This window comes from Pseudosulfitobacter sp. SM2401 (assembly GCF_042932805.1).
Classification (GTDB): Bacteria; Pseudomonadota; Alphaproteobacteria; order Rhodobacterales; family Rhodobacteraceae; genus Ascidiaceihabitans.
Genome location: NZ_CP170633.1, coordinates 3,838,162 through 3,853,352 on the forward strand (window position 1 = coordinate 3,838,162; position 15,191 = coordinate 3,853,352).

Genomic DNA, 15,191 nt, shown 5'->3' on the forward strand with positions numbered 1-15,191 from the left:
ATCAATCACTGCTTTCGGTGCCGTTGGTGTCGGCTTCATCCGGGTTTTCAAGCATTTCTGTGACGTTTTCTGTGTCGGGATCCACCTCGCCATCTTCCTCAAGGTTACGGCGCAATTTTTGAGGGCTCAGTCCGATGGTTGCTGCGAAAAAACTGGACGCAGCCAAAGTCGGAACCACCCACACCATTTTATCCGTCAAAGCCGCAGCCGTGTATGAAGGGATCAAAACAATTGATGCTTTCAAAACAGCCGTTTTGATGTGGAGAAGCTCTGCCACTCTAGCCCTGCAACTCAGCCCACATTTCCAGATCGCGTTTGTCGGTCCAGATGCGTGGGTGGTCGATGCCACGGGCCTCGTCGTAGGCGCGCGAGACGTTGAACGGCAAGCAGTGTTCGTAGATCGCGTAGTCCTTGAATTTTGGATCGCAGCTTTCGCGGACAGCGTCCCATGCGTCTTTTAGTGATCCGTTGCGCGCGGCGACGCGGGCTGCTGGCGCGTAAGTTGAATCGACGAATTCGCGGGTGGATTCGATGGCGCGTTCGACTGCGTCTTTGCCAACCAGCGCGTCGCCGCGACCGGGCGCAATTGCATCGACGTCAAAGGACGCGATGTTGTCCAGCGTGTGGCCCCATTCGTTGAAATACCCGTCACCGCAGTAGCAGGCAGAGTGGTCTTCGACGATGTCGCCCGTGAACATGACGTTTTCGTCTGGCACGTGGATGACAATGTCGCCTGCGGTGTGCGCGCGTCCGACGTGCATTAAATCGATGCGGCGGTTGCCCAGATAGACGGTCATGGCATCGTTAAATGTTTGGGTCGGGTAGGTCAGGCCGGGGATGGATTCGTAGCCTTCGAACAGGCGGGGAAAGCGTTGGAATTCGCTGTCCCAGTCTTCTTGGCCGCGCTCCATCACCATTCCGCGGGCGGTTTCGCCCATGATGATTTGTTCAGCACCGTAAGCGGATGCGCCCAAAACGCGGACAGCGTGATAGTGGGTCAGGACCACGTGGCTGATTGGTTTGTCGGTGATCGAACGCACCTTTTCGATGACCTTGTTGGCGAGGCGCGGCGTTGCCTGTGCCTCGACGATCATAACGCTTTCGTCACCGATGATGACGCCAGAGTTCGGGTCACCTTCGGCGGTGAACGCCCACAGGTCCTTGCCGATTTCGTCAAAAGTGATTTTCTTTTCAGTCATGTCGCCTTGGGATGCGAATGCTTTGGCCATTTTGGTTTCCTTTGTGCACGGAGGTCGGGTTGGACCCTCCGGGGGGAGTATTTTTGATCAGAACAAATCAGGGATGTTTGACTGCCGGGAGGATTGTGCCTGTGCAATCGCCAAAGCCGATTTGGTAACCGTCGCCAATTGCCGCGCCGCGCAAGGTCAGAGTGTCGCCGTCCTCAATGAAGGTGCGTGTCTCGCCTGTGTCCAGCGTGAAGGGTTCGCGGCCTGCCCAGCTGACTTCCATCAGGGATCCGTATTCGGATTTTTCGGGGCCAGAGATCGTGCCTGAACCTAGCAAATCGCCTGCGTTCATCGCGCAGCCGCCGATGGCGTGGTGGCACAGTTGTTCGGCTGCAGAATAATACATCCGGTTGTAGTTGGTTTTGGTGAGGGCCGTTGCGTGGTCGGCACCGTTTGGCTGCATAAGTACCTCAAGTTCAATGTCGTACAGACCGTCAACGGTGCCGTTGAGGTAGGGCAGTAGTTCTTTTTCACGTGCTGGCGTCGGCGCGCGGAATGGCTCTAGCGCGGCGGCTGTCACGATCCAAGGCGAGATAGACGTGCCGAACGCTTTGCCTTGGAATGGGCCGAGCGGTTGGTATTCCCACCCTTGAATGTCGCGTGCCGACCAGTCGTTCAGCAGCACGTAACCAAAGATCATTTTGTCGGCTTCATCGACGGTGATCGGCTGACCTAGCTTGGACGGTGTGCCGACGATTGCGCCCATTTCCAGTTCGATATCCAAACGTTTGGTCGGGCCAAAACTAGGCATCTCTGCGTCTGGCGCTTTGGTCTGCCCATTCGGGCGGTGTAGATCTGTGCCAGAGACAACAACCGACGATGCGCGCCCGTTGTAGCCGATCGGAATGTGCAGCCAGTTGGCAGGCAAATCAGGGGACCCACGCAGGATCGCGCCCATGTTCGCCGCATGCTGACGGCCTGCGTAAAAGTCGGTGTATTCGGACACCAACAGCGGCATGTGCAATTGAACGTCAGCCAGCTTCACCAGGTGCGGTTCGACCAAGGCTTGATCCGCGGATCCCTCAGCGAGCAGCTCTGTCAGGCGCGCGCGCAGGGTCGCCCAAACGTCTGGTCCCAGCTCCATCACGTCATTCCAGAACGGCAGATCAAAGGCGTCGTCCTCGTCGATGCCAATCAATCCAGCCTCTTCGACAGCGGCCATATCAAGGATCATATCACCAATCGCAACACCACAGCGAGGATCGGAATCACCAATCGAAAACACGCCGTACGGCAGGTTGTTCAGCGGAAAGGGCGTCGTGTCGGAATTTGCTGAGGTGACCCAGCTTTTCATCAGTGGCATGTGGTGTCCTAAATTATGATGCGAGTAAGGTGGATCTCGATCCACCATCGGTTATTTCTTGCCGGGTGTCCCGTCGAATTTCTTTTCAAGCGAGGTCCAGCAATCGATGTAGTCATCCTGCAGCGGGGCCTCATTTGCGGCAAAGGCGGTCAGGTGTTGGGGAAAGCGGGTCTCGAACATGAAGGACATCGTGTTGTCCAGTTTCTCGGCCACAAGGTCCGCATTCGACGCGCCCTCGAACGCATTTTTATCCGGTCCGTGGGGCAGCATCATGTTGTGCAGGCTCATGCCGCCGGGGATGAATCCCTTTGGTTTGGCGTCGTAAATGCCAAAGATGTTGCCCATCAATTCAGACATCACATTCTTGTGGTACCACGGTGGGCGGAACGTATCCTCGGCCACCATCCAGCGTTCGCGGAACAGCACGAAATCGATGTTTGCGGTGCCCTCGACCCCCGAAGCGGCTGTGAGAACGGTAAAGATCGACGGGTCGGGATGGTCAAACAGGATCGACCCAACCGGGCAGTAAGTACGTAAATCGTATTTCACCGGCGCGTAATTGCCGTGCCACGCGACCACGTCCAGAGGCGATTGCCCGATCTTGGTTTCATGGAACTGGCCGGCCCATTTGACAGTCACGATCGAGGGCACTTCGCGATCCTCATACGCTGCCACCGGCGTTTTGAAATCACGGCGGTTTGCCATGCAGTTTGCGCCGATTGGGCCACGTCCGGGCAGTTCGAATTTTTGACCGTAGTTTTCGCAGACAAATCCGCGACAGGGGCCTTCTAGAACCTCGACGCGGTAAACCAGCCCGCGCGGCAGGATCGCGATTTCTTGGGGTTCCAGATCAATCACGCCTAGTTCTGTGAAAAAGCGCAAGCGGCCTTCTTGGGGTACCACCAGCAGTTCAGAATCGGCAGAGTAAAAATACTCATCCACCATCGATTCTGTCACCAGATAAATGTGGCTCGCCATGCCGACTTGGGTGTTCACGTCACCGGCCGTCGTCATGGTGCGCATGCCCGTCAGCCAGGTTAGCTTTTCCGCGCCGTGGGGCACTGGATCCCACCGGTATTGCCCAAGCGAAACGACGTCAGGATCGACGTGTGGCGCCGATTTCCAGTACGGCAAATCGATCTTGGCAAAGCGGTGCGTGTGTTTGACCGATGGGCGAATACGGTAGCACCACGTGCGTTCGTTTTGATGGCTTGGGGCGGTGAAGGCCGTGCCAGACAGCTGTTCGCCGTACAAACCGTAATTCACTTTTTGCGGTGAATTCATGCCTTGGGGCAGGGCCCCCAGTAACGCTTCGGTTTCAAAATCATTGCCAAAACCGGGCATGTAGCCTGCGTGTGTGCCAACGGGGGTCTCAGCACTTTGCATCCGGTGAGGGGCGGCATCCTTGGTCATGGCATGTCCTTTCAAAACTCAAGTCCTCATATATTAGTTGTTTTTGTAACTAACAAGCCTTACACAGAACGAATGTCCAAATCTGAATCTTTCGATCTCAAAGACTTTTTGCCCTATCTGCTTGCGCAAGCGGCCGAGCAAACCAGCGTTGAATTCCAGTATTTTTACAAAACCAAATACGGAATGCTGCGGACCGAATGGCGGGTGCTGTTTCACCTTGGGCGTTACGGTAGCATGACGGCCAAGGAAATCTGCGACCGTGCGCGATTGCATAAAACCAAAGTCAGTCGCGCCGTCGCTGCCCTGCAGGACAAGCGGTTTTTAACGCGTGAGCAGCAGGAAAAAGATCGCCGTCACGAAACGCTGGGGCTGACCCGCGCGGGGCAGGTTGCTTATGCGGATCTGTCGCAAGCGGCCCAGAGGTTTGATCGCAAAATGGTCGCGGACTTCACACCCGAAGAAGCAGAGGTTTTACGCCGCTGCCTTATCCGCATCGCGAGCCTCTAAGTGTTGATTTACTTCCCTTGTCCGATAACGCACCTTGCCCCCAAGGGGAGATCCACATGAGAACACAGGTCGCGATTATCGGCGGCGGGCCATCCGGCTTGCTTCTGAGCCAGCTTTTGCACCTGCAAGGCATTGATACGGTCGTGCTGGAACGCAAGACCAAGGACTATGTTTTGGGTCGCATTCGGGCGGGCGTTCTTGAGATCGGCTTGGTCAATCAGATGCGTGCGGCGGGTGTCGCAGAGCGGATGGACAAAGAGGGCATCATCCACCACGGCACGGTGATTTCTTACGGCGATGATCAGATCGGGATCAATTTCAGCGACCACGTCGACGCCACCGTGATGGTCTATGGCCAGACCGAAGTGACCCGCGATTTATACGCCGCACGCGAGGCGATGAACGGCAAAATTGTCTTTGACGTCGAGGGGGTCCAGATCAATGATGCGGACACCGACGCGCCTTACGTGACCTACACCGTCGACGGATCTGAACAGCGGTTGGATTGCGATTACGTGGCGGGCTGCGATGGATTTCACGGGGTGTCACGCCAGACAATTCCCGCCGAAACGCGCCGCGAATATGAAAAAGTATACCCCTTTGGCTGGCTCGGCATCCTGTCCGAAACACCACCGGTGCACGACGAATTGATCTACGCCAGCTCCGATATCGGGTTTGCTTTGTGTTCGATGCGCAACGCGAACCTCAGCCGGTATTACGTGCAATGCGACCTCAGTGATAAGGTCGAAAACTGGAGCGACGCGGCATTCTGGGATGCCCTAAAACGGCGTATTCCAGAAGAGCACGCAGACAATCTGATCACGGGTCCGTCGATCGAAAAATCAATCGCGCCGTTGCGATCATTTGTCAGTGAGCCGATGAAATGGGGGCGGTTGTTCTTGTGCGGTGACGCCGCGCACATCGTGCCGCCAACAGGTGCCAAGGGGTTGAACACAGCAGCCAGCGACGTGCATTATTTGTCCCAAGCGTTGATCAAATTTTACGACAACGGCGATCAGGCAGGCATCGACGGGTATTCGGCCAAAGCCCTCGCACGCGTTTGGAAAGCAGAACGGTTCAGCTGGTGGATGACCAGCCTGTTGCACCGCTTTCCCGGACAATCAGACTTTGACTTTAAAATGCAGCAAGCCGAAGTTGCATTCCTAAAGGACAACGCGAACGCGCAGGCTGTACTGGCGCAAAACTACGTTGGGTTGCCCTACTGACGGGCAAAAGGAGACGACAATGACCGATCGTTATGACCAAGGTATGAAGGTGCGCCGCGCAGTTTTGGGCGATGCGCATGTGGATGCAGCAGAGGCCAAAAAGTCCGACTTTGACGCGCAATTTCAAACCCTGATCACGGAAGGCGCGTGGGGCACGGTCTGGGCCAGCGACGGGATCGGCACACGCGAACGCTCCATGTTGACTCTAGCCTTGCTTGCCGCCCTTGGTAATTTTGACGAAATCCCGATGCACATTCGCGCAACCGCCCGCACCGGTGCCAGCAAACAGGACGTGCTCGAAGCGTTTCAACACGTCGCGATTTACGCAGGTGTGCCGCGTGCCAATCACGCGCTGAAACTGGCCAACCAAACCTACGCCGAGATGGAGCAATCAGATGACGCTTAGCCCCGCAGAATTTTATCAGCGTGACCGTGAATGGCATCCGCCCGCTTTGACCACCGGTTATAAAACCAGCGTGGCGCGATCACCTAAATACTCGCTGATTTCGCTTGAGAATACGGTTAGCGAAATCACCGGTCCGCGGTTTGGGCACAGCGACATCGATCCGCTGGATAAGGACATGTTGCACAACTATGCCGCTGATGGGCAAAGCGCGATTGGTGAGCGGATCATCATCCACGGCCGCGTTCTGGATGAAAATGCGCGCCCTGTTCCGGACACTCTGGTCGAGGCATGGCAAGCGAATGCAGGCGGGCGTTATCGGCACAAGAAAGACATGTATCTGGCCCCGATTGATCCGAACTTTGGCGGCTGTGGACGCACGATCACGGACGCGGACGGGTATTATTATTTCCGCACGGTTAAGCCCGGGGCCTACCCTTGGCGCAACTGGGTGAACAGCTGGCGCCCCGCGCACATTCACTTGTCGGTTTTTGGCACCGCCTTTGCTCAACGCCTGATCACCCAGCTCTATTTTGAGGGCGATCCGCTGATTGCGAAATGCCCGATCGTCAAGACTTTGCCTGATCCCGCAGCCGTCGAACAGCTGACGGCGAAACTGGATATGAACGCTACGATCCCTCTGGATACAATCGCCTACAAATTCGACATCGTTCTGCGTGGGCGTCGCTCGACCCTGTTTGAAAACCGTCTGGAGGGGAACTGATGTCAGATTATTTGAAAGAAACCCCATCCCAAACAGCGGGCCCATTTGTGCACATTGGTCTTGCGCCGGGGGCTGCAGGTTTTGACATCTACGACCAAGAATTGGGCGGTGATATCGCTGGGCCAAACGCGGCTGGCGAACGCATTCGCGTTGAGGGTCTCGTGATTGACGGCATCGGCTCCCCCGTCAAAGACGTGCTGTTAGAGGCATGGCAAGCCAACGCTGCTGGCGTTTATGCGCACCCCGAAAGCGCGGGTGACGTTGAGGATGGGTTTCGCGGTTTTGGCCGCGTCATTACAGATTTTGACACAGGTGAATGGGCGTTTGATACGGTCAAACCGGGTTCCGTTGCCGGACGATCCGGCAGCGTCCAAGCCCCCCACATCAACCTGTGGATCGTCGCGCGCGGCATCAATGTTGGCCTGAACACGCGCATCTATTTTGAGGATGAGGTGGCAGCAAACGCCGCAGACCCCGTGATCAACTTGATCGAATGGGAAAAGCGGCGCGCGACCCTACTGGCCAAGCGATCAGAACGGGACGGCCAAGTGGTTTACCGCTTTGATGTCTGCCTTCAGGGGGACAACGAAACGGTGTTCTTCGACATCTAGTCCGTGGCGTTCGATAGATCGTCAACGGCGGCTTTGGCTGTTTGTGACAGGGATCGGATTTCCTGACTGATCATCGAAAACCCTTTGCCAGCGTCGCCCACGCGTGCGGCTTCGACTGATGCGTTGATCGAGATGAAAAAGATCTTTTTGCTGATCTCGCGCACTTGTTTGATGGCAAGTGTCGCTTGTTTCTTTTGTAGTGTCTGGCGCTGCACAATCGCGCCGATAAACGTCGCGCGCAAACCATTGAGAGCAGACTGGATTGCCGGACGTATTTCTGTCCGCAACTGCGCGTTCAGGGCGGTAACATCCGCCTTTTCAGGGTGATCACCTAGCGACGTAACTTGCTGCGAGAACTTGCCCAGAACGCCCGCAGTTCGGGCACACAGGCTTGCGATTTCTTTGGGTGTTTTCACATTCATCGGCGCAAACATCGTTGTGCCAGCATCGTAAAAGCAGGTTTCTGCTTGCTCAAGATGGGTGATCAGTTCGGCGTGCAGAGCGGCATAATCCGCCCCAGAATCCAGTGCCAAATCCGTCAGCCACATCGCGCACAATGGCACGACATGTTCCACTTGCTGTTCAATCTGAACAATCGGATCGTTTCGCCAGTCAAACGCCTGCGCCATATGTGTGAGCCTCAATTCTACTGACGCTCACACTAAGGGTTAACCGCTTACCAAACCTTAACGGGTGGAATTATAAGCTGGCGTCGAGCGCGGCTAGAATCGCGTCGCCCATTTCAGATGTGGACACTGGCGTGCCGCCGTCAGGGCCCATCAAATCCGCTGTGCGCACACCGTCGGCGAGCACTTTTTCGATGGCGTCTTCGAGGCGCGTGGCCTCGTCGCCTTGGTCGTAGGAATAGCGCAGGGCCATCGCAAAGCTTAGGGTGCAGGCGATCGGGTTTGCCTTGCCTTGACCGGTGATGTCAGGGGCGGATCCGTGTACCGGTTCGTACATCGCCTTTGGGCGACCATTGGCCATCGGAACGCCCAGCGACGCGGATGGCAACATGCCTAATGATCCGGTCAACATCGCCGCGCAATCTGACAGAATATCGCCGAACAGGTTGTCGGTGTAGATCACGTCGAATTGTTTTGGCGCGCGCACCAGTTGCATCGCGCCGTTGTCGGCGTACATGTGCGACAGCGCGACCTCGGGGTAATCCGCGTGCACTTCGGTCACGACATCGCGCCACAAAATGCCGCTTTCCATGACGTTGGCTTTTTCCATCGAGCACAATTTCTTGTCGCGCTTCATCGCCATTTCAAAGGCAGCCCGTGCGCCGCGTTCAATCTCGGCCTCAGTGTAGCGCTGGGTGTTCACACCGACGCGCATGTTGTCCTCGATGTGGATGCCGCGCGGTTCGCCGAAATAGACGCCCGACGTCAGTTCGCGCACGATTAAAATATCCAGACCCGCGACCAATTCTTTCTTTAGCGACGAGAAATCTGCCAGCGCGTCAAAGCACTGGGCGGGGCGCAAGTTCGCGAACAAATCCATCTCTTTGCGCAGACGCAGCAGGCCGCGTTCCGGTTTGACCGAGAAATCCAGATCGTCGTATTTCGGGCCACCAACAGCACCAAGCAAAACCGCGTCTACCTCTTGGGCGCGCGCCATCGTGTCGTCGTGCAACGGCGTGCCGTGCGCGTCGTAGGCAGCGCCGCCAACGAGGTCTTCTGACACGTCGATGTGCAAATCACGCTTGTCGCCGTACCACGTGATGACGCGTTTGACTTGGTCCATGACCTCTGGGCCGATGCCGTCGCCGGCGAGGATTAGCAATGAAGGGTTGGACATGGTGTTGGCTCCGTTGAAAATAGGGTTGAACGGGGCCTAGCCTGTAGGGTGGGCGTGGTCAAGATTAGCGCGTGATATCGACCCAAACCAGACGATGGCGCGAGGCCGTCTTGACGGTTTCCAGCGCGTCGCCACCCGAGGGCCAATAGACGCCGCTGTCGGTTATTTTCAGATCGGCACCGGGCAGCACGTAATCCACCCGCAGGTCGCCGGGCACAGGATCGGTCCAGTCAACGGTGTCGGGGTTGTTCGGCGTCGGGTCTTGTAGGCGCGGATGGTCCAGCAGCGTGCGGATCGCGCGCTTTATGCCTTCGCCATCGACAGGGTCCAGATTGGCGTCACCCGCGATCACAAAATCACCGTTCAGCGTGCCTAGCTGCCCGTCCAAAACCTGCACCCACAGCATCAGTTCGTCGTGATTGCGTTTGCCGTTGCGATCCTCTGGACCGTCAAAAACCGGCGGGCTTGCGTGAAAGGCCATGACGTTGATCACCCCGCCCGGCGCATCAATCGGCACGATCCAATGGCCTGTGGTTGACAGGCGCTGGGCGGCTTGGGCCTCGGCACTGGGGAACGGTTCGCCGTTGATTTGTGGCAGCAACGCGTTCGGGAAATCCTGCCACAGCAGGGCGGAAAAATCCTGAACCTGATCCGTGATCACCCGGTAGCGCGACAAGACCGCCATGCCATCAGCGCCGGAAAATGTGCCATACCCTTGGGCATCTCGCGCCTCGCCCAGACGCCCGTTGCCGTCCATGTCCAGCCCCGTCGCCATGCCCGTGTTGGGCAGCAGCGCAAAATGGTGGGGATAGTTCAGCGATGCAGCAAAGGCGGACAAAGCCGCGCCGGTCAGATCGTAATCAAACCCCTGGATCACCAGAATGTCGGGGCTTTTGGCGCGGATCACGTCTTGCACGGCGGCGATCTGATCATCCTTGCCGCGCGCAATGTCACGCAGCAGAATGCCGGGTCCTTTGCGCGACAACTCGGTGTTGTAGGTGGCGATGCGAACGGTGTCAGCCCACGCAGGGCCGCCCGCACAGATCAGCAGTGCAAGGGCTATGCGATTTGGAATGAGCCGTCTTCTGCCGTGGTCGCGTTCGCATAGGTGCGGCGGCGTTTCTCTTCGATCATGTCTGCGATTTTGCCCATCGCAATGCCGCGCATCAGAATGCTGGCAGGAAGGAAGGCCCATGCGCTTATTGTCCAGATCAAGGTTTGCGGGTTGTCTAATGTGATCGGGTCTATCAGATCAGCGGCCGCTTTGACCATCGCAGGGATCGCAAAGGGCAACAAGAACCCAAGCGCGATGTTCACACGCGCATCACGGCGCAAGCGGTACAGAACGTCGCCGCCCGCTGTGGGGTCGAACATTGGCAGGTTGATCCAGACGTTGAACGCGCCTTGGCGGGCTGGCCAGTTCATGACGCGGACAAGGAATAAAAACGCGGTCATCGTGACCAATGACACAAGGTAGGCGAGGCCCGCCGAGGTGCGTACCGCTGAAATCATCGCGTCATCAGTGTCCGCAGGCAACATCAGCACGATCATGCGCACGGGTGAAAACGGAAAGTCGATGGCATTGCCGATGATCTGTCCAATCGAGGTCAGCGCGTTGGTGACATCCGTGGGGTCCGTGCGGCCCTTGCAGATCAGGCTTAGGACCAGAACGCAGCCAAACAGCGCGACAAAGCGCAGGCGGTTGAACGGCGATGCGTCGCGGAATTCTACGATGCTGGGGGATTTGGCGTTATATTCTGCAAAGGTCAGGAAGGCGGCCAACATAGCCATGACCAGCACGATTTGCGAACTGTCGTCGGCCACATCGGGCAACACCAATGCGGGCGTTGCCAATAGCAAAGCCACCAATAGTCCACGCGCAGCGGCGCCTGTGATACGTGTCATCAATTCTCGATCCCTTCAAACTGGCCAGATGCGATACATGCCGCAAACTTGTCCCAACTTGATGCCCTCCGAATAACGGGGGCTGCCTCATTCTCGCCCCAATTGTGCCTTGTTTCGAACAGACGCTCAAGCCGTGGTTAACATGACGCAATGCTTTGGGCGGTTTGATGTCACCTGTGGTGCCTTCTTGCATCATTTCCAAGGCGAGATGATGGCACAGCACCGCATCTAGTGTCTGGAACCAAGCGCACCACAATTAACAACCTATGGGTGTGGCGCGTTTAAGGCAAATTTCAGGGTGCGTGAAATGCATCCAGTTGATCGCAAAGCAAAAAGGACAGCGCAGATGGCTGTCCTTTTCAATGTCTCAATGGTTCGGTTTGCTCAGACCCAAGGGCGCTGGGCCCCGACTGTTTCCTCAAACGCGTCGATGGATTTGACCTTTTCCATGGTCAAACCAATGTCGTCCAGACCCTGCATCAAGCAGTGCTTTTTGAACGCGTCGACTTCAAAGTTGAACACGTCGCCGTCTGACGTGGTGACGGTTTGCGCCTCAAGATCGACGGTCATGCGCGCGTTTGCGCCTTTTTCCGCGTCTTTCATCAGCACATCGATTTGCTCTTGGGGCAGGGCGATGGGCAGGATGCCGTTCTTGAAACAGTTGTTGTAAAAGATGTCGGCAAAGCTGGGGGCCATGACGCAAGTGATGCCAAAGTCGGCGATCGCCCAAGGCGCGTGTTCACGTGATGACCCGCAACCAAAGTTGTCGCCGGCTACGATGATCTGTGCCTCGCGGTAGGCGTCTTGGTTCAACACGAATGTCGGGATTTCAGCGCGGTCATCGTCATAGCGCATCTCGTCAAACAGGTTCACCCCAAGGCCAGAGCGCTTGATCGTTTTCAAGAACTGCTTTGGAATGATCATGTCGGTGTCGATGTTGATCAGCGGCATGGGGGCTGCGATGCCCGTGAGTGTATCGAATTTTTGCATTACATCATCTCCCGAACGTCAGTAAGTTTGCCTGTGATCGCCGCAGCCGCTGCCATGCCCGGAGACATCAAATGCGTGCGACCGCCACGGCCCTGACGGCCTTCAAAGTTGCGGTTTGACGTGGCCGCACAGCGTTCGCCCGGTGCCAATTGATCGGGGTTCATCGCCAGACACATGGAACAGCCCGCAAGGCGCCACTCAAAACCGGCGTCTTTGAAAATGTCGGCCAAACCTTCTTCTTCGGCTTGGGCGCGGACCAGGCCAGATCCCGGAACGATCATCGCGCGGATGCCGTCTTTGACCTTTTTGCCTTTCAGGATTTCAGCAGCGGCGCGCAAATCTTCGATGCGACCGTTGGTGCAAGACCCGATGAACACCGTGTCGATTTCGACGTCGGCCAAACGCTGGCCTGCGGTCAAACCCATGTAGTCTAGTGCGCGTTGTGCAGCGTCGACTTTACCGCCGGTGAAACTGTCGGCGGCCGGAACCAATGCGGTGATCGGCAGTACGTCTTCGGGCGAAGTGCCCCACGTGACCAGTGGCGCGATGTCTTCGCCTTTGATGATCAGGATTTCATCCCACGCTGCGTCGTCGTCCGAGAACAGCGTTTTCCACCACGTAAGTGCTGCTTCCCACTGGGCACCTTTTGGCGCGTGCGGGCGGCCCATGCAATAGTCGTAGGTTTTCTGATCCGGCGCGATCAGACCAGCGCGTGCGCCGCCCTCAATCGCCATGTTGCAGACGGTCATGCGACCTTCCATCGACAGATCGCGGATCGCTTCGCCGCAATATTCGATCACGTAGCCTGTGCCACCCGCCGTGCCGGTTTTGCCGATAACAGCCATGGTGATGTCTTTGGCGGTCACACCTAGGGCAAGCTTGCCGGTGATCTCGACCTTCATGTTTTTCGATTTCTTCTGGATCAGCGTTTGCGTGGCCAGAACGTGTTCCACTTCGGACGTGCCGATGCCGTGGGCCAGCGCACCAAACGCGCCGTGGGTCGCGGTGTGTGAATCGCCGCACACAACTGTCATGCCGGGCAAGGTCCAACCCTGTTCAGGGCCAACAATATGCACGATGCCTTGGCGCACGTCGGACACAGGATAATAGTGAATGCCAAAATCCTTGGCGTTCTTGTCCAGCGCTGCGACTTGGATGCGGCTGTCTTCGGTCATGGTTGTCGCGTCAGCGCGGTCCAGCGTGGTCGGCACGTTGTGATCTGGCACAGCGATTGTTTTGTCAGGTGCGCGCACGGTGCGGCCCGTCATACGCAAGCCTTCGAACGCTTGCGGCGACGTTACTTCGTGCACCAAGTGGCGGTCGATATACAGCAAGCAGGTGCCATCGTCGGCTTCGTGCGCGAGGTGGGCATCCCAGATTTTATCATACAGCGTTTTGGGGGACATGAGGTCCTCTCCCTTACATTTTGTGTTGGTGGATTTTGTTCGGCGAATGAGTGGTCAGAGGCCAGATAGGTTGGCCAACACCGAATGGGTCGCTCCGAAAAAGCGTTCGCGCAAACGGGCACGGTCATCCATATCAAACAGGCGTTTCATGCCAGTGTGATTATAGGGCAAATCCCTGCCTCGCAAGGGGTGGCGTGGTTAACACATCGTCATTGACGGGGGATGTTGCTTGTCAGTTGACCTGGGCGCATGCAAAGATTCACGCCAAAGGGGCCCTGATGGAACAGCAGCAAGAAACCGGCATGAATATGATCCAAACCCTTGAGGGGCTCTGGGTGGCTGCGATGAATTTCGCCGTGTCCCTGACGGTGCCGGGCTGGCGGTTGTATCAAATGCTGATCATCCTGGGGCTGATTGCGCTGGCCTATTGCTTGCATCACGTGTCGGGCAAGGTGCTGCAAAACTGGGTGCGCGGGCGCGAAGGCTGGAAGACGTGGCAGCTGCGCATGATTGTCCAAGTGCGCAAACGGCTTGGGCTGATCTGGTTCTCGGCCTTTGCGTGGGGCACGTGGGCGGTGATGCAAAATGTGACGTGGCCGTCGCGATCCTACCTGATCGGCTTGGCCGGCACGCTGGCGATTTCATGGCTGCTGATCAGCTTTGCCACCCGCTTTGTGCGCAACAAATTCCTGCGCCGTTTGGTCAGTTGGGGGCTGTGGATCTACGCCACGCTCTACTACCTGAATGTCTCGGATGCGGTCGCAGGGTTTCTGGACGGGCTCAGCATAGAGTTGGGTGATTTCCGGGTGTCGGTCCTGACCCTGATTTCTGCTGTGGTGCTGATTGGCGTGCTGTTCACGATTGCGCGGTTGGTGTCGACGACAACTGCGACCACGATCCGGCGCAACGAAGAAATCAGCCCGTCGATGCAGGTTCTGGCCGTCAAAGGCGTGCAGATATTCCTGTACGGGGTCGCGTTCTTTGTGGGCATCAATTCGGTCGGGATTGACTTGTCGGGCCTTGCGATCCTGACCGGTGCCATCGGTGTTGGCCTTGGGTTTGGTCTGCAAAAGGTGATCTCGAATCTGGTGTCTGGTGTCATCATTTTGCTGGATAAGTCGATCAAACCGGGGGACGTGATCAGCCTTGGTGAAACCTTTGGCTGGATCCAAACGCTGGGCGCGCGCTATGCCTCCGTGGTCACGCGCGACGGCAAAGAATACCTGATCCCGAACGAAGATTTGATCACCAACCAAGTGGTGAACTGGTCGCATTCCAACGACTACGTGCGGCTCGATATCTTTTTCGGAACCGCCTACGCCGACGATCCGCACCAAGTGCGCGAACTTGCGATCAACGCGGCCACAACCGTGGACCGTGTGCTGGATTACCCCAAACGGCCCGTCTGCCACATCGTGGGTTTTGGGGACAGTTCGGTCGACTACATCCTGCGCTTCTGGATCAAAGACCCGACCGGCGGGCTGACCAACATTCGCGGCGGCGTGTACCTCGCGCTTTGGGACGCGTTCAAAGACAACAACATCTCGATCCCGTTCCCGCAGCGCGAAGTGACGATGCTAAAGGACGGGGCGCAAAATTTTGATTGATTTGGCCCCTCGCGGACTTACCTAAACAGCCGTAACGGCGTTCAAA

General features: G+C 57.0%; 16 protein-coding genes. 6 read left to right on the forward strand and 10 right to left on the reverse strand.

The window, feature by feature from the left end; translation table 11 throughout:
* Position 1 precedes the first annotated feature (1 nt).
* The 4 genes from ACFIO0_RS18825 to hmgA form a co-directional block, all read right to left on the reverse strand.
* Positions 2-226 carry a hypothetical protein gene (locus ACFIO0_RS18825; RefSeq protein WP_390911934.1) on the reverse strand — a complete coding sequence of 75 codons (225 nt, stop codon included), beginning with the start codon at positions 224-226 and terminating at the stop codon, positions 2-4.
* A 52-nt stretch (positions 227-278) separates the two neighbouring features.
* Complete coding sequence (locus ACFIO0_RS18830) at positions 279-1,229, reverse strand: MBL fold metallo-hydrolase (protein WP_390911935.1); 951 nt, start codon at positions 1,227-1,229, stop codon at positions 279-281.
* A 67-nt stretch (positions 1,230-1,296) separates the two neighbouring features.
* Positions 1,297-2,550 (reverse strand): fumarylacetoacetase, encoded by a 1,254-nt coding sequence (fahA, locus tag ACFIO0_RS18835; RefSeq protein ID WP_390911936.1) that lies wholly within the window; start codon positions 2,548-2,550, stop codon positions 1,297-1,299.
* 51 nt (positions 2,551-2,601) lie between these two features.
* A complete protein-coding gene (hmgA, locus tag ACFIO0_RS18840) occupies positions 2,602-3,963 on the reverse strand; it encodes a homogentisate 1,2-dioxygenase (RefSeq protein ID WP_390911937.1) in 1,362 nt (453 codons plus the stop codon).
* 72 nt (positions 3,964-4,035) lie between these two features.
* Between hmgA and ACFIO0_RS18845 the strand changes: the two genes are divergently transcribed.
* Genes ACFIO0_RS18845 through pcaG form a run of 5 tightly spaced genes read left to right on the forward strand, consistent with a single transcriptional unit; the run spans position 4,036 to position 7,434 of the window.
* Entirely contained in the window at positions 4,036-4,470 is a 435-nt protein-coding gene (locus tag ACFIO0_RS18845; protein WP_390911938.1) for a MarR family transcriptional regulator, read from the forward strand.
* Between the two features lie 56 nt (positions 4,471-4,526).
* On the forward strand, positions 4,527-5,696 hold the full coding sequence (gene pobA / locus ACFIO0_RS18850; RefSeq protein ID WP_390911939.1) for a 4-hydroxybenzoate 3-monooxygenase: 1,170 nt from the start codon (positions 4,527-4,529) through the stop codon (positions 5,694-5,696).
* A 19-nt stretch (positions 5,697-5,715) separates the two neighbouring features.
* Positions 5,716-6,102 (forward strand): 4-carboxymuconolactone decarboxylase, encoded by a 387-nt coding sequence (pcaC, locus tag ACFIO0_RS18855; protein ID WP_390911940.1) that lies wholly within the window; start codon positions 5,716-5,718, stop codon positions 6,100-6,102.
* Positions 6,092-6,823 (forward strand): protocatechuate 3,4-dioxygenase subunit beta, encoded by a 732-nt coding sequence (pcaH, locus tag ACFIO0_RS18860; RefSeq protein ID WP_390911941.1) that lies wholly within the window; start codon positions 6,092-6,094, stop codon positions 6,821-6,823. Before pcaC ends, pcaH begins: the two co-directional genes overlap by 11 nt.
* Positions 6,823-7,434, forward strand: coding sequence for a protocatechuate 3,4-dioxygenase subunit alpha (gene pcaG / locus ACFIO0_RS18865; RefSeq protein ID WP_390911942.1), 612 nt, complete (start codon positions 6,823-6,825; stop codon positions 7,432-7,434). The genes pcaH and pcaG overlap by 1 nt, the downstream gene beginning before the upstream one ends.
* Here the strand turns inward: pcaG and ACFIO0_RS18870 are convergent.
* The 6 genes from ACFIO0_RS18870 to leuC all read right to left on the reverse strand — a co-directional run bounded on the left by ACFIO0_RS18870 (position 7,431) and on the right by leuC (position 13,538).
* A complete protein-coding gene (locus tag ACFIO0_RS18870; protein ID WP_390911943.1) occupies positions 7,431-8,063 on the reverse strand; it encodes a methyl-accepting chemotaxis protein in 633 nt (210 codons plus the stop codon). The two genes, pcaG and ACFIO0_RS18870, sit on opposite strands and share 4 nt — an antisense overlap.
* A gap of 70 nt (positions 8,064-8,133) precedes the next feature.
* On the reverse strand, positions 8,134-9,237 hold the full coding sequence (gene leuB / locus ACFIO0_RS18875; protein WP_390911944.1) for a 3-isopropylmalate dehydrogenase: 1,104 nt from the start codon (positions 9,235-9,237) through the stop codon (positions 8,134-8,136).
* Between the two features lie 64 nt (positions 9,238-9,301).
* Complete coding sequence (locus ACFIO0_RS18880) at positions 9,302-10,312, reverse strand: endonuclease/exonuclease/phosphatase family protein (RefSeq protein ID WP_390915368.1); 1,011 nt, start codon at positions 10,310-10,312, stop codon at positions 9,302-9,304.
* Complete coding sequence (locus ACFIO0_RS18885; protein ID WP_390911945.1) at positions 10,297-11,145, reverse strand: hypothetical protein; 849 nt, start codon at positions 11,143-11,145, stop codon at positions 10,297-10,299. The genes ACFIO0_RS18880 and ACFIO0_RS18885 overlap by 16 nt, the downstream gene beginning before the upstream one ends.
* Positions 11,146-11,526: 381 nt before the next feature.
* On the reverse strand, positions 11,527-12,132 hold the full coding sequence (gene leuD / locus ACFIO0_RS18890; RefSeq protein WP_390911946.1) for a 3-isopropylmalate dehydratase small subunit: 606 nt from the start codon (positions 12,130-12,132) through the stop codon (positions 11,527-11,529).
* Positions 12,132-13,538: a 3-isopropylmalate dehydratase large subunit gene (gene leuC, locus ACFIO0_RS18895; RefSeq protein WP_390911947.1), complete on the reverse strand. Its 1,407-nt coding sequence runs from the start codon at positions 13,536-13,538 to the stop codon at positions 12,132-12,134. Before leuC ends, leuD begins: the two co-directional genes overlap by 1 nt.
* A gap of 278 nt (positions 13,539-13,816) precedes the next feature.
* Between leuC and ACFIO0_RS18900 the strand changes: the two genes are divergently transcribed.
* Complete coding sequence (locus tag ACFIO0_RS18900; protein WP_390911948.1) at positions 13,817-15,145, forward strand: mechanosensitive ion channel domain-containing protein; 1,329 nt, start codon at positions 13,817-13,819, stop codon at positions 15,143-15,145.
* Positions 15,146-15,191: the final 46 nt, after the last annotated feature.

Excerpts from the sequence above, each read along its gene's own strand:
- pcaG (WP_390911942.1), top strand. The coding sequence starts at position 6,823 with ATGTCAGATTATTTGAAAGAAACCCCATCCCAAACAGCGGGCCCATTT.
- pobA (WP_390911939.1), top strand. The coding sequence starts at position 4,527 with ATGAGAACACAGGTCGCGATTATCGGCGGCGGGCCATCCGGCTTGCTT.
- hmgA (WP_390911937.1), bottom strand. The coding sequence starts at position 3,963 with ATGACCAAGGATGCCGCCCCTCACCGGATGCAAAGTGCTGAGACCCCC.
- pcaH (WP_390911941.1), top strand. The coding sequence starts at position 6,092 with ATGACGCTTAGCCCCGCAGAATTTTATCAGCGTGACCGTGAATGGCAT.
- leuD (WP_390911946.1), bottom strand. The coding sequence starts at position 12,132 with ATGCAAAAATTCGATACACTCACGGGCATCGCAGCCCCCATGCCGCTG.
- ACFIO0_RS18900 (WP_390911948.1), top strand. The coding sequence starts at position 13,817 with ATGGAACAGCAGCAAGAAACCGGCATGAATATGATCCAAACCCTTGAG.
- ACFIO0_RS18870 (WP_390911943.1), bottom strand. The coding sequence starts at position 8,063 with ATGGCGCAGGCGTTTGACTGGCGAAACGATCCGATTGTTCAGATTGAA.
- leuB (WP_390911944.1), bottom strand. The coding sequence starts at position 9,237 with ATGTCCAACCCTTCATTGCTAATCCTCGCCGGCGACGGCATCGGCCCA.
- ACFIO0_RS18830 (WP_390911935.1), bottom strand. The coding sequence starts at position 1,229 with ATGGCCAAAGCATTCGCATCCCAAGGCGACATGACTGAAAAGAAAATC.
- pcaC (WP_390911940.1), top strand. The coding sequence starts at position 5,716 with ATGACCGATCGTTATGACCAAGGTATGAAGGTGCGCCGCGCAGTTTTG.
- fahA (WP_390911936.1), bottom strand. The coding sequence starts at position 2,550 with ATGCCACTGATGAAAAGCTGGGTCACCTCAGCAAATTCCGACACGACG.
- leuC (WP_390911947.1), bottom strand. The coding sequence starts at position 13,538 with ATGTCCCCCAAAACGCTGTATGATAAAATCTGGGATGCCCACCTCGCG.
- ACFIO0_RS18845 (WP_390911938.1), top strand. The coding sequence starts at position 4,036 with ATGTCCAAATCTGAATCTTTCGATCTCAAAGACTTTTTGCCCTATCTG.